The sequence below is a fragment of the Actinomycetospora sp. 2LY8.5 genome, assembly GCF_057180585.1.
On sequence record NZ_JBXUHE010000006.1, the window covers coordinates 16,379 to 28,258 of the forward strand.

The following is an 11,880-nucleotide window of genomic DNA, read 5'->3' on the forward strand; positions in this document are numbered from 1 at the left end:
GCACACGGGGGAGGGATCGAGATGGTGAGCAGCCGCGCGGCGGCCGAGCCCGAACGGCGGTCCCGCGAGCAGCGGACGTCCGACAGTCGCACCCGCATCCTCGACGCGGCGGTGACCTGTCTCGTGGCGTCGGGCTACGCCGGCACCACCACGCTGACGATCCAGAACCGGGCCGGGGTGTCCCGCGGCCGCCTCCTGCACCACTTCCCGTCGAAGGAGACCCTGCTCGTCGCGGCGGCCCAGCACCTGGCGACCAGCCGTTTCGCCGAGGAGGGGCTCGCGCGGGCCGACCTGCCCGCCGCCGACGTCGATGCCGACGCGCGCCTCGACCGGGCCGTCGAGGTCATGTGGTGGACCTACCAGCAGGCCTACTTCTGGGCCTCGGTCGAGCTGTGGACCGCGGCGCGCACCGACGAGGCGCTCGCCGCGGCACTCCTGCCGGCAGAACGGCGCCTCGGGGCGGCGATCCGCCAGACCGTCGACGCGTTCTTCGAGGACTACGCCGACCCGGCGCGGGCCGCGCTGCTGCGCGAGATGCTGCTGACGAGCATGCGCGGGGTTGCCCTGACCTACGGCTTCGACCCCCGCGACCCGCAGACCGACCCGCACCTCGAGCAGTGGAAGCAGCTCGCTCGGATCATGCTCCTGCCCGAGGGCGGGTCGACCGGCAACTAGAGCAGGGACTTGAGGGTCTCGAGCGACGCCTTGACGGTGTCGTGGTCGGGCTCGAGGGGCTGGATGTTCAGCTGGGTGACACCGGCCGCCGCGAACTCCCGGACCTGCTCGGCGACCTCGTTCTCGGTGCCGATCAGCGACACGGCGTGGACGAGCTCCTCGGGCACCTTCTCCGCCGCCTCCTCCTTGCGGCCGGAGAGGTAGAGGTCCTGGATCTCGGCCGCCTCGTCGGCGAAGCCGTACCGCGCGGCGAGGTCGTTGTAGAAGTTCTTGCCCTTGGCTCCCATCCCGCCGACGTAGAGCGCCAGCTGCGGACGCACGTGCTCGCGCAGCTTGCCCGCGCCGGGGCCGACGGCGAACGGCACGTTCACCGAGGTCTGCAGCTTGCCCAGCGCCGGGTCGCGACGGGCCTTGCCGGCCGCCAGGGACTCGCCCCAGACCTCGTGCGCCTTGCCCGGGTGGAACCAGATCGGCTCCCACACCTCGGCGAGCTCGGCGGCCACCTCGACGTTCTTCGGGCCGAGCGCCGCCAGCATGATCGGGATCTGCGCCCGCACCGGGTGGTTGATCAGCTTCAGCGGCTTGCCGAGCCCCGTGCCCTGCTCGGGGGGCAGCGGGATCGTGTAGTGCTTGCCGGAGTACTGCACCTTCTCGCGCCGCCACACCTGCCGGCAGATCTCGACGATCTCGCGCGTGCGTGCCACCGGGGCGTCGTAGCGCAGCCCGTGGAAGCCCTCGATGACCTGCGGTCCCGACGCGCCCATGCCGAGCACGAACCGGCCGTCGGAGACGTAGTCGAGGCCGGCCGCGGTCATCGCGGTCAGCGACGGGGTCCGCGTGTAGATCTGGACGATCCCGGACTCGATGTGCACCCGCGACGTGCGCGCCGCGACGTAGCCGAGCTGGCTCACCGCGTCGAAGCTGTAGAGCTCCGCCACGCTGACCGCGTCGAGCCCGATCTCCTCGAGCTCGACGAGCTTCTCGACGGTCTCGCGGAAGCCGCCCCGGGCGTACGCGAGCCCCATCCCGACCTTGATCGCGCTCATCCGAGGACCACCCGCCCGATGATCTCCTTCATGATCTCGGTCGTACCGCCGTAGATCGTCTGGACGCGGGTGTCGAGGTACGCCTTCGCGACCGGGTACTCCTTCATGTAGCCGTAGCCGCCGTGCAGCTGCAGGCAGCTGTCGATGACCTCCTTGGCCGTCTCGCTCGACCAGTACTTGGCCATCGAGGCGTCCGCCGGCCCGAGCTTGCCCTCGTTCAGCTCGGTGATGCAGCGGTCGACGAACGTCCTGGTCACGGCGAGCTTGGTGGCCATCTCCGCGGCCGAGAACCGGACCGTCTGGAGCTTCGCGAGCGGCTTGCCGAACGCGGTGCGCTCCTTGACGTAGGAGATCGTCTCCTCGAGCACCTTCTCGGCACCCGCGATGGCGCCGACCGCGATCGAGAGCCGCTCGCGCGGCAGGTTCTGCATCAGGTAGATGAAGCCCTTGCCCTCCTCGCCGAGGAGGTTGCCGGCGGGCACGCGCACGTCGGTGAACGACAGCTCGGCGGTGTCCTGGGCCGACATGCCGATCTTCTCGAGGTTGCGGCCGCGCTCGAAGCCCGGCGTGTCGCGCTCGACGACGATGAGGCTGAAGCCGTGGGCGCCGGCGTCCGGGTCGGTCTTGCAGACCACGATCACCAAATCGGACATGACGCCGTTGGTGATGAACGTCTTCTGACCGTTGATCACCCACTCGTCGCCGTCGCGGACGGCGCGGGTCTGGATGCCCTGCAGGTCCGAGCCCGTCCCCGGCTCGGTCATGGCGATCGCCGTGATCATCTCGCCGGAGCAGAACCGCGGCAGCCAGCGCTGCTTCTGCTCGTCGTTGGTGAGCTCGTTGAGGTACGGCGCGACGACGTCGTTGTGGAGCGTGAAGCCCAGCCCGCTCGTTCCGGCCCGCGCGACCTCTTCCGTGACGATCCACTGGAAGCGCAGGTCGGGGATGCCGCCGCCGCCGTACTCCTCGGCGACGTCCATGCCCAGCAGGCCGGTCTTGCCGGCGGCCTGCCAGATCTCGCGGCTGACGTGGCCCTGCTTCTCCCACTCGGGGTGGTGCGGGACGGCCTCCTTCTCGAGGAAGTCCCGGACCATCTGCCGGAAGTCGTTGTGCTCGTCGGAGAAGATCGTGCGCTCCACCGGCTGGCCTCTCCTGCGGGGACGTTCGGACGCCGTCGCGGTCTCGGTGCGTGGGGACCGTGCCGGTGCGGCTCAGCGTGGCCGCACCGGCGGGTAACAGTCAAGCCTGACTCTTCCACCGCTCCGTATGAGCAGTTACGGTCGCGCGTGCCCTGTGGTCGGCGTCACGGCTGCCCGTTTCGTCCCCATCCGCGTGGAGGTCCCCGTGCCGTTCCGCCTGACCGACGTCGTCCGCCAGCACGCGAGCTCCGCCGATCTGGTGGCGATGACGTTCGACGGACAGAGCACCACCTACGCCGAGATGGACCGTCGCGCCGGCCTCGCCGCCCGCGCGATGGCCGCCGACGGCGTCGGTGCGGGCCACCGGGTGGTGTGGCTGGGCAAGAACCGGCCCGAGTTCTTCGACCTCCTCTTCGGCGCCCCGCGCGTACGGGCGGGCACCGCGCCGCTGAACAACCGGCTCACCCACGACGAACTGATCGCGATCATCGAGGACTCCGCGGCGCCGCTGGTGGTCCTCGGGCCCGACTTCGCCGACCTCCGCGGGCGCGTCGAGTCGCTGGACGCCGTCCGGCGCGTGCTGGTCGTCGGCGACGACTACGACGGGTGGCTCACCGCCTCCGACGAGGTGCTCGACCCGCCGGAGGACGCCGAGGACGACGACTGCGTGCTGCAGCTCTACACCTCGGGCACGACCGGGCTGCCCAAGGGTGTCGTGCTCACCCACGTCCAGTTCGCCGCCCTGCTCTCGGTCGGCGACCACTGGGGCTTCGACACCGAGTCCGTCGGACTGGTCGCGATGCCGCTGTTCCACATCGGCGGCTCGGGCTTCGCGTTGGTCTGCCTGTGGTTCGGGGCGCGGTGCGTGCTGATCGCCGACATCGTGCCCGACCAACTGCTCGCGACGATGGAGGACGAGGGCGTCACGAACGCCTTCCTCGTGCCCGCGGTGCTGCAGTTCCTCACGCAGGTCCCGGGCGCGGCCGACAAGGACTGGTCGAAGTTGCGGGCGATCGCCTACGGCGCCTCGCCGATCACGAGCACCGTCCTGAACCGCGTCCTGACGACGTTCCGTGCGCCGCTCTTCCAGGTCTACGGCTCCACCGAGACCACCGGCGCGATCAGCCAGCTCGACCCCGAGGACCACGACCCGGACGGCCCGCGCGCCCACCTCATGCGCTCGGCGGGCAAGGCGTACCCGTGGGTCGAGCTCAAGGCGGTCGATCCGGCGACCGGTGAGGACTCCGCTCCGAACGAGGTGGGCGAGATCTGGATCCGGTCGTCGCAGGTCACCCCCGGGTACTGGGCCCGGCCCGACGAGACGGCCCAGGCCCTGGCGGGCGGCTGGTTCCACACCGGCGATGCCGGCTACCTCGACGAGGAGGGCTATATCTTCCTCACCGACCGGATCAAGGACATGATCGTCACCGGGGCAGAGAACGTCTATCCGATCGAGGTCGAGAACGTCCTGTCCGGCCATCCCGACGTCGCCGACGTCGCCGTCATCGGCGTCCCGGACGAGCGGTGGGGCGAGACGGTGAAGGCCGTCGTCGTCCCCGGCGAGGGTCGCTCGATCGACACCGATGAGCTCCTCGAGTGGTGCAAGGAGCGGATCGCGGGCTTCAAGCGCCCGCGGTCGGTCGACGTCGTCGACGCCCTCCCGCGCAACCCGTCCGGGAAGATCCTCAAGAAGGACCTCCGCAAGCCCTACTGGGAGAACACCGAAGGACGCCACATCGGCTGATCGACCTGGTCGGTGCGGGCGCACCGGAGGCGCGACCCGAGCCCGGCCGGCCTGGGTCCGGGTGGTCCGCCGGTGAAGCAGGCCGCGAGGGGTAACCACCTCCGTGGATCCGCAATCGTCCTGCCCCCGGATTCGGTGTCCTGAACCGATCCAAGCCCATGCGCCCTGTTTTCGCTGCTCACGGCTCGGGCACGCTGACGTCGACTGGCCGCGTCGGGCTTCGGGGGCTCGACGGTCGGCCGTTCCGAGGTCGGCCCCGCTCCTGACGCTGGGGAGCAGTCAGGAGCGGGGAGCCGACCGTCTCCCGACTCGCCACGACGGGTGGACTGGACGACAGCGCCACGAATCGTGCGCGATGGATGGCGTCGCCGATCGGGCGTGCGGGTACAGCCTTCCCGTGACGGTTGAGAACACAGGCGTCGCGCTGGCCCGGCAGGCGACCGAGGCGCTACGGCGTCTCGACGACGAGGGGCGCGAGCTCCGGCCGGACGGCGTCGACCACTTCACGTGGACCGCGGACGTGCTCGACGAACTGGCGCGGCTGGCCGAGACGCTCGGCCGCGCGGTGGAGCACGTCTCGGGCGAGCAGGCCTCCGGTGCGGAGTCGCACGCCCGGGCGCTCGCGATCGCGATCGTGGCCCATCGCAACTCGTTGCTGCGGCACGGGCGCGGCGAACGCCCTTCGGGTGGCGATGACCGGAAGCTCCCCCGGGTCGTCGCCGAGGAACCGTGCGGGGGTATCACACCGGTGGCGGTTGCGGGATGACCTTCGCATTATGGCGTGGATCGCAACGCGGGCGCCACAACTCCGCCGTAACATGACCTGCGTCGGCCGCGCCCCCCTCGGCCGACCATGGTTCCGGGAGCGCATCCCCCCGCGCTCCCGGAACCCCCAGCTCCTACGGGCCCACGTGGTCCAGCACGAGATCGGCGAGCCGGTCCGGCGTCTCGTCGGGAATCCAATGGCTCACCCCGCTCAGCACCTCCAGCCGGTAGGGCCCCGTCACCCAGCGCGGCGTGCCGTCCACCGCCGCCCGGGAGATGGCGCCGTCGCCGTCGCTCCACACCAGCAGCGTCGGCGTCGTGACCGTCAGCTGCAGACCCTTGTGCTCCCAGTACGGCGTCGCCCGGTACCAGTTGATCGCCCCGGTGAGCGCCGGGCGCAGCCCGCCCTTCGCCGCCAGCGCCGCCTCGTCGCGGCGGGCCCGGTCCGGGGTCTGGCCGAGGCGGCGCACGGCCGCGGCGAGCCCGCCCGGCCGGCCGAGTCCCCGTTCCGCGAGCGCCGGGAGCTGGAAGACGTAGATGTACCAGGACAGCGCGAACTGCCTGCTCGTCACCATCGCCTTCACGAACGCCGCCGGGTGCGGCACGGACACCGCGGTCAGCGTGCGCACGCGCTCGGGGCGCAGCGCGGCGACTCCCCACGCGACGACGGCCCCCCAGTCGTGGCCGACGACGTGCACGGTCTCGGCGCCCGCGGCATCAGCGAGCGCGAGGACGTCGTCGACGAGCTCCTCGAGGCGATAGGCGCGCCGGCCCCGGGGCCGCGCGCCCGCGGAGTAGCCGCGCTGGTCGGGGGCGAGCACGCGGTACCCCGCCTCGGCGAGGCGGCGGGCGACGGGCTCCCAGCTCGCCGCGGTCTGCGGGAAGCCGTGCAGCAGCAGGACGGGCTCACCGTCGCCGGGGCCGTACTCGGTGACGTCGAAGCGCAGCGCGCCCCGGGTGAAGGAGTCCACGGCCCGATCGTGCCGCCCCGCGCCCGATCCGTCGATCTTGAGGACATCGATCGCGACACTCCGTCGAAGTGGCCACCCCGCGGGGGAGGGTCGCGTTACGGTCGGTGCGCGCCGCGCCCACCCCGGGACACGGCGCGGGGGCCGGGACGACGGGAGCGGCGCGAGCGCATGTCCAAAGGGTTGAGACGGTTCCTGATCCTGGTCGTCGTGGCCGTGCTGCTCTTCTTCGTGATCTCGCAGCCCGAGGGCGCGGCCGACGTCGTCCGCTCGATCCTGGCGATCATCGGCGACGCGCTGTCCTCGATCGCCCAGTTCTTCCGCTCGCTGTTCTGAGCGGGTTCAGGGCTGGACGACCGCGAACTCTCCGGCCGCGTAGCGCTCGCGGAGCCGGTGCTTGACGAGCTTGCCGGTCGGCGTGCGCGGCAGGTCGTCGGTGAACACGAGCCGCCGGGGCGTCTTGTAGCGCGCGATCCGGCCGCGGACGTGCTCGAGCAGCTCCTCCGCCAGCGCGCCCGACGGATCGTGGCCCGGCGCGGCCTGGACGACGGCGAGCACCGACTCGCCCATCTCCTCGTCGGGCACGCCGATCACGGCGACGTCGTACACCGCGTCGTGCAGTGTGAGGACGTCCTCGATCTCCTGCGGGTAGATGTTCACGCCACCCGAGATGATCATGAAGCTCTTGCGGTCGGTGAGGTAGAGGTAGCCGTCCTCGTCGACGTAGCCGAGGTCGCCCGTCGTCGTCCACGTCTCGTGCGCGGGGTGCCGGCTGCCGCGGGTCTTGTCGGGGTCGTTGTGGTACTCGAACGGCACCCGGTCGCGCTCGAAGTAGACGGTACCGACCTCGCCCGGAGCCAGCGCGCGTCCCTCGTCGTCGCAGACGTGGATCGTGCCGAGCCCGGCCAGGCCGACCGAGCCGGGCCGCTCGAGCCACTGCTGGGAGTTGATGAACGTGATCCCGTTGGCCTCGCTCGAGCTGTAGTACTCGTGGAGCACCGGGCCCCACCAGTCGATCATCGCCCGCTTGACGTCGACGGGACACGGGGCCGCGGCGTGGATCGCCACGCGCAGGCTGGAGACGTCGTAGCGGTTGCGTGTCTCCTCGGGCAGCTTGAGCATGCGGACGAACATCGTCGGCACCCACTGGCTGTGGGTGACGCGGTAGCGCTCGATCGCGGCCAGGGCCTGCTCCGGGTCGAACCTGTGCATCATCACGACGGTGCCGCCGCTCGACTGGATCGTGGCGCCGAAGCGCAGGGGCGCGGCGTGGTACACGGGCGCCGGCGAGAGGTAGACGGTGTCCTCGCCGAAGCCGTACATCGGCACGAACACCGCGAGGTAGAGGTCGCCGGGCTCGTCGATCTGACGGTCGACCAGGTTCGGCTTGATCCCCTTGGGGCGGCCGGTGGTGCCGGAGCTGTAGAGCATGTCGCCGCCGCGTGGCTGGTCGGCCATCGGCTCGGCGCTCTGCACGCCGACGACCTCGTCGTAGTCCTGGTGTCCGGCCACCGGGCCGCCGAACGCGAGGCGCAAGGTGACGTTCGGGGTCTTCCCGACGATCGCCTCGGCCAGCTCGTCCTTCGCCGCCGCGACGACCAGGGCGCGCGCCCCGCAGTCGTCGACGATGTAGGCGGCCTCGTCGGGGGAGAGGTGGTGGTTGACCGCGGTGACGAGCAGGCCGGCGCGCTGGGCGGCCCAGTAGACCTCGAAGACGCGGGGATGGTTGTCCGACAGGAGCGCGACGACGTCGCCGCGGCGCAGGCCGTGCTCGTGCAGCGTGCGCGCCAGGCGCACCGAGCCGTCCTCGAGCTGGCGGTAGGTCAGGCCCTCGCCGGTCTCGGCCATGATCACCGCGGGCCGGTCGGGGTGGGTGGCGGCGAAGGTCCCGGGATACATCGTCGTCTCCTCGGAGATCACGTCTGAACGGCCGCCGTAGAGTAGATTATGTTCTGTTCGAGGGGAACCGACCGCTCGCGGGAGGACGACGCCGATGCCCACGGCGACCCGGCAGGACTACTTCGACCAGGCCCTCCGCCTCCTCGCCCGCGACGGCCGCAACGGCCTGCGCATCGGGCGGCTGTGCACGGCCGTCGGCGTCACCAGCGGGTCGTTCTACCACCACTTCGGCAGCTGGGAGGGCTTCGTCGCGGCGCTGCTCGAGCACTGGGAGCACGAGGAGGTCGGCCGGACCGTCGAGCTGGTCCACGCCGGCGACGACCCCGTCGAGCGCGTGACGCTGATGAAGCACCTCGCCCTGACCATCCCGCACGAGGCGGAGACCGCGATCCGGGCCTGGGCCACGATCGACCCGGCCGTGGGGGCCGCTCAGCAGGCCGTCGACCGGGGCCGCGTGCAGGCGGTCGCCGACGTCCTCGTGCCCGTCGTCGCCGACGTGCGGGTGCGCGAGCGCCTCGCCGCGCTCGGGATCGCGGTGCTCGCCGGGCACCAGCAGATCGCGGGTGTGGTCGACGTCGAGCTCTCGGCGCTGCTCGACGAGTTCGAGGCGGCCGTGCGGGCGCACGCCGACCCGGCCTGGGAGTCGCCGGAGCCGGAGGCGGACCCCTGGCGGGTGGAGGCGGCGGCGCGCGAGGAGCGGTGATCGATGCGGAGTCCCTGGCGTGTGACGCCAGCGATGCCGCATCGCTCGCACCAGAGGTGCGTCAGTCGGCGTAGTTCGGGGCGCGGCCCTGCGTGACGGCGGTGACGGCCTCGGTGAGGTCGTCGGAGATCAGCGCCGACGCGTTCCACGTCGCGATCTGGTCGAGGCCGTCGGCGACCGAGTGGTCGCGGGCGTAGGTGATCGCGTGCTTCGTGCCGCGCAGGGCCAGCGGCGACTTGGCGGCGAGGCCGTGGGCGACCTCGGTGACGTGGGCGAGGAGCGCTTCGGGGTCGTCGGTCTCGACGCACTCGTTGGCCAGGCCGGTGGCCGCCGCCTCGGTCCCGCGCACGTCGCGGCAGGTGTAGGCCATCTCGCGGGCGCGGCCCTCGCCGACGATCCGGGGCAGACGCTGGAGCACGCCGACGTCGGCGGCGAGGCCCATGTCCACCTCCTTGAGCGAGAACTTCGTGCGCGGGGTGGCGTAGCGCAGGTCACAGACCACCGCGAGGTCGAGCCCCGCGCCGACGCACGCACCCTGGATCGCGGCGAGCACCGGGACCCGGCAGCGCTCGACGGTGGTCAGCACGTCCTGGAGGTCGAGGATCAGGCGCCGCAGCGCCTCGCGTGCCCGGCCCGGGTCGACGCCGGACGGTGCCATGCCCTGGATCTCGGCGAGCATCGAGAGGTCGATGCCGGCGCAGAAGTGCTTGCCGGCGCCGGTGAGGACCACCGCGCGCACCCCGGGCTCGGCGTCGAGCGCGCGGAACGTCTCGCGCAGCTCGTGCCACAGCGTGCGGTCCAGCGCGTTCGCCGCCTGCGGGCGCTCGAGGCGCACCGTCGCGACACCGCCGTCACGGGTCACGGACAGGGCCGTCGGGGCCTCCACGTCCAGCGTGCTCACCTCGGGTGCTCCCTTCCGCCGTTCACGCGAAGTCTCCGACGACGTTCTCACGCCCGGAACCACGGGGCTCGCGATGTGGCTGACCGGGGGCCGGCCGAAGGAGCTCGCCCGTCCGCCGCCGGAAGGGTCGCCGCGATGCACCGCCGACCGCGTCGGGCGCTGTCGCGCTCGCTGACCGTGGGTGGTCGAATGGTGACACAGGTCTCGCTCCCATAGCACAACGTACGTTATGGTCGCTTGCGCGGCCCTGGGCGAACGCCGCCGGTGAGGACACCACCCGCAAGGAGGGCACCGATGAAGATTCACGTGGACTGGGACAGGTGCACGGGCATGGGGATGTGCGAGTCGCTCGCCCCCGACGTGTTCGAGGTCGACGACGACGGCTCGCTGATCGTGCACGCCGAGGAGGTCCCGGAGGGGATGGAGAGCGACGTCCGCGAGGCCGTCGCCGCCTGCCCGACCGAGGCCCTCTCCCTCGAGGGCGAGTGAGCGCGTGACGCATCTGGTGGTGGTCGGCGCGTCGCTGGCCGGGCTCCGGGCGGTGGAGGCCGTCCGGCGCGACGGCTTCGGCGGCGATGTGACGCTGGTCGGGGCCGAGGAGCACCTGCCCTACGACCGACCCCCGCTGTCGAAGGAGTACCTCTCGGCCGAGGAGTGTCCCGACCCGCGCTACCGCGAGGAGGAGACGTTCGCCGGCGACCTCGACGTCGAGCTGGTGCTCGGGACGCCGGCCAGCGCCCTGGACACCGGCGCGCACACCGTCACCGTCGGCGACCGCACGCTGTCCTACGACGGGCTCGTCATCGCCACCGGTGCCCACGCGCGCGCCCTGCCGGGCACCGAGCACCTCGGGGGCGTGCACACCGTGCGCACCCTCGACGACGCGATCGCCCTGCGCGCCGCCCTGCGCGCCGAGCACGCGCGGCGGCTCACGGTGGTCGGCGCCGGGTTCATCGGCTCCGAGGTCGCCGCGGTCGGCCGGAAGCTGGGCCTCGAGGTGACGATCCTCGAGGCGCTCGAGACGCCGCTGGCCCGGGCGGTCGGCGAGCGCATGGGCCGCGCGCTGACCCACCTGCACCGCAAGCACGGCACCGACGTGCGCACGGGCGTGGCGGTGGAGGAGGTGCTCGCGTCCGACGGCCACGTGCGCGGCGTGCGTCTCGGGGACGGCACCGAGATCGGGACCGACGTCCTCGTCGTCGGCATCGGCGCCCGGCCCGCCACCGACTGGCTCGAGGACTCCGGGCTCACGATCGACGACGGGGTCGTCGCCGACGAGACCCTCGCGGCGGCGCCGGGCGTGTATGTCGCAGGCGACGTGGCGCGCTGGCCGAACGCCCTGTTCACCGACGTCGTCGACGGGACCATGCGCCTCGAGCACTGGACCTCGGCCGCCGATCAGGGCGGGCGCGCCGCCCGGCACGCCGTCGACCCGTCCTCGGCGACCGCCTACGAGACCGTCCCGTACTTCTGGTCGGACTGGTACGACGGCCGCGTCCAGTTCGTCGGGATCGCCGCAGGCGACCACATCGAGGTCGTGGCCGGCGACCCTGACACCAACGGGGCCGAGGGCGGGCCGTTCACCGCGATCTACCGCGCCGGCGACCGGATCGTCGGCGCGCTGGCCGTCGACATGCCCGCCGAGGTCATGAAGTACCGACGCCTCATCGGCGGGCGCAAGACCTGGGACGACGCCCTCGAGCTCGCCGAGCAGCGGCGACGGCAGCGGGAGGCGAAGAAGGCCCAGCAGCAGGGAGCGAGCACGTGACCACCACGGCGCCGAAGCCCGATCTCCTGGCACCGTCCGCCGGAGGGCGTGCCGGTGCCCGGCGAGGAGGCCCCGGGGTTCTGGCGCCCGTCGGTTTCGGGGGTGGCGGAGCGCACTTCTGCATGGGCAACATGCTCGCGCGCACCCCGTTGCGGCGGATCTTCTCTCAGCTCCTGACCCGGGCCCCGGGCCTGACCGTGGGGGAGCCGGCGATGCTGCGCAGCGACGTCGTGCACGCGGTGAAGACGATGCCCTGCGCGCTCGGGGGCTGA

The 11,880-nt window shown here is 72.1% G+C and carries 13 protein-coding genes; 8 read left to right on the forward strand and 5 right to left on the reverse strand.

Annotated elements, in window-relative coordinates; genetic code table 11:
• The first annotated feature begins 21 nt into the window (after positions 1 to 21).
• A complete protein-coding gene (locus tag AC2A1K_RS10100) occupies positions 22 to 675 on the forward strand; it encodes a TetR/AcrR family transcriptional regulator (RefSeq protein ID WP_483896193.1) in 654 nt (217 codons plus the stop codon).
• Here the strand turns inward: AC2A1K_RS10100 and AC2A1K_RS10105 are convergent.
• On the reverse strand, positions 672 to 1,712 hold the full coding sequence (locus tag AC2A1K_RS10105; protein WP_483896364.1) for an LLM class F420-dependent oxidoreductase: 1,041 nt from the start codon (positions 1,710 to 1,712) through the stop codon (positions 672 to 674). The two genes, AC2A1K_RS10100 and AC2A1K_RS10105, sit on opposite strands and share 4 nt — an antisense overlap.
• Before the next feature lie 5 nt (positions 1,713 to 1,717).
• Positions 1,718 to 2,860, reverse strand: a complete 1,143-nt coding sequence (locus tag AC2A1K_RS10110) for an acyl-CoA dehydrogenase family protein (RefSeq protein WP_483896194.1) — start codon at positions 2,858 to 2,860, stop codon at positions 1,718 to 1,720.
• 205 nt (positions 2,861 to 3,065) lie between these two features.
• On the opposite strand from AC2A1K_RS10110, the gene AC2A1K_RS10115 reads away from it, so the two are divergent.
• A complete protein-coding gene (locus AC2A1K_RS10115) occupies positions 3,066 to 4,604 on the forward strand; it encodes a long-chain-fatty-acid--CoA ligase (RefSeq protein WP_483896195.1) in 1,539 nt (512 codons plus the stop codon).
• A gap of 397 nt (positions 4,605 to 5,001) precedes the next feature.
• Positions 5,002 to 5,370 (forward strand): hypothetical protein, encoded by a 369-nt coding sequence (locus AC2A1K_RS10120; RefSeq protein WP_483896196.1) that lies wholly within the window; start codon positions 5,002 to 5,004, stop codon positions 5,368 to 5,370.
• A 133-nt stretch (positions 5,371 to 5,503) separates the two neighbouring features.
• Here AC2A1K_RS10120 and AC2A1K_RS10125 read toward each other — a convergent pair whose 3' ends face one another.
• A complete protein-coding gene (locus AC2A1K_RS10125; protein ID WP_483896197.1) occupies positions 5,504 to 6,340 on the reverse strand; it encodes an alpha/beta fold hydrolase in 837 nt (278 codons plus the stop codon).
• A 168-nt stretch (positions 6,341 to 6,508) separates the two neighbouring features.
• Here AC2A1K_RS10125 and AC2A1K_RS10130 point away from each other — a divergent pair, with 168 nt between their 5' ends.
• Positions 6,509 to 6,673, forward strand: coding sequence for a hypothetical protein (locus AC2A1K_RS10130; protein WP_483896198.1), 165 nt, complete (start codon positions 6,509 to 6,511; stop codon positions 6,671 to 6,673).
• Positions 6,674 to 6,679: 6 nt separating this feature from the next.
• Here the strand turns inward: AC2A1K_RS10130 and AC2A1K_RS10135 are convergent, their stop codons facing one another.
• Positions 6,680 to 8,236: an acyl-CoA synthetase gene (locus AC2A1K_RS10135; RefSeq protein WP_483896199.1), complete on the reverse strand. Its 1,557-nt coding sequence runs from the start codon at positions 8,234 to 8,236 to the stop codon at positions 6,680 to 6,682.
• A 94-nt stretch (positions 8,237 to 8,330) separates the two neighbouring features.
• On the opposite strand from AC2A1K_RS10135, the gene AC2A1K_RS10140 reads away from it, so the two are divergent.
• Positions 8,331 to 8,939, forward strand: a complete 609-nt coding sequence (locus AC2A1K_RS10140; protein ID WP_483896200.1) for a TetR/AcrR family transcriptional regulator — start codon at positions 8,331 to 8,333, stop codon at positions 8,937 to 8,939.
• A 61-nt stretch (positions 8,940 to 9,000) separates the two neighbouring features.
• Here AC2A1K_RS10140 and AC2A1K_RS10145 read toward each other — a convergent pair whose 3' ends face one another.
• Complete coding sequence (locus AC2A1K_RS10145) at positions 9,001 to 9,840, reverse strand: crotonase/enoyl-CoA hydratase family protein (protein WP_483896201.1); 840 nt, start codon at positions 9,838 to 9,840, stop codon at positions 9,001 to 9,003.
• Positions 9,841 to 10,134: 294 nt separating this feature from the next.
• On the opposite strand from AC2A1K_RS10145, the gene AC2A1K_RS10150 reads away from it, so the two are divergent.
• The 3 genes from AC2A1K_RS10150 to AC2A1K_RS10160 are packed head-to-tail and all read left to right on the forward strand — an operon-like array spanning position 10,135 to position 11,880.
• Complete coding sequence (locus tag AC2A1K_RS10150) at positions 10,135 to 10,329, forward strand: ferredoxin (protein WP_483896202.1); 195 nt, start codon at positions 10,135 to 10,137, stop codon at positions 10,327 to 10,329.
• Positions 10,330 to 10,333: 4 nt separating this feature from the next.
• Entirely contained in the window at positions 10,334 to 11,608 is a 1,275-nt protein-coding gene (locus AC2A1K_RS10155) for an NAD(P)/FAD-dependent oxidoreductase (RefSeq protein WP_483896203.1), read from the forward strand.
• Entirely contained in the window at positions 11,605 to 11,880 is a 276-nt protein-coding gene (locus tag AC2A1K_RS10160; protein ID WP_483896204.1) for a hypothetical protein, read from the forward strand. Before AC2A1K_RS10155 ends, AC2A1K_RS10160 begins: the two co-directional genes overlap by 4 nt.

What these genes read in the sequence shown, in the direction of transcription:
- AC2A1K_RS10100 (WP_483896193.1), top strand. Translation starts at nt 22, where the DNA reads ATGGTGAGCAGCCGCGCGGCGGCCGAGCCCGAACGGCGGTCCCGCGAG.
- AC2A1K_RS10130 (WP_483896198.1), top strand. Translation starts at nt 6,509, where the DNA reads ATGTCCAAAGGGTTGAGACGGTTCCTGATCCTGGTCGTCGTGGCCGTG.
- AC2A1K_RS10135 (WP_483896199.1), bottom strand. Translation starts at nt 8,236, where the DNA reads ATGTATCCCGGGACCTTCGCCGCCACCCACCCCGACCGGCCCGCGGTG.
- AC2A1K_RS10140 (WP_483896200.1), top strand. Translation starts at nt 8,331, where the DNA reads ATGCCCACGGCGACCCGGCAGGACTACTTCGACCAGGCCCTCCGCCTC.
- AC2A1K_RS10150 (WP_483896202.1), top strand. Translation starts at nt 10,135, where the DNA reads ATGAAGATTCACGTGGACTGGGACAGGTGCACGGGCATGGGGATGTGC.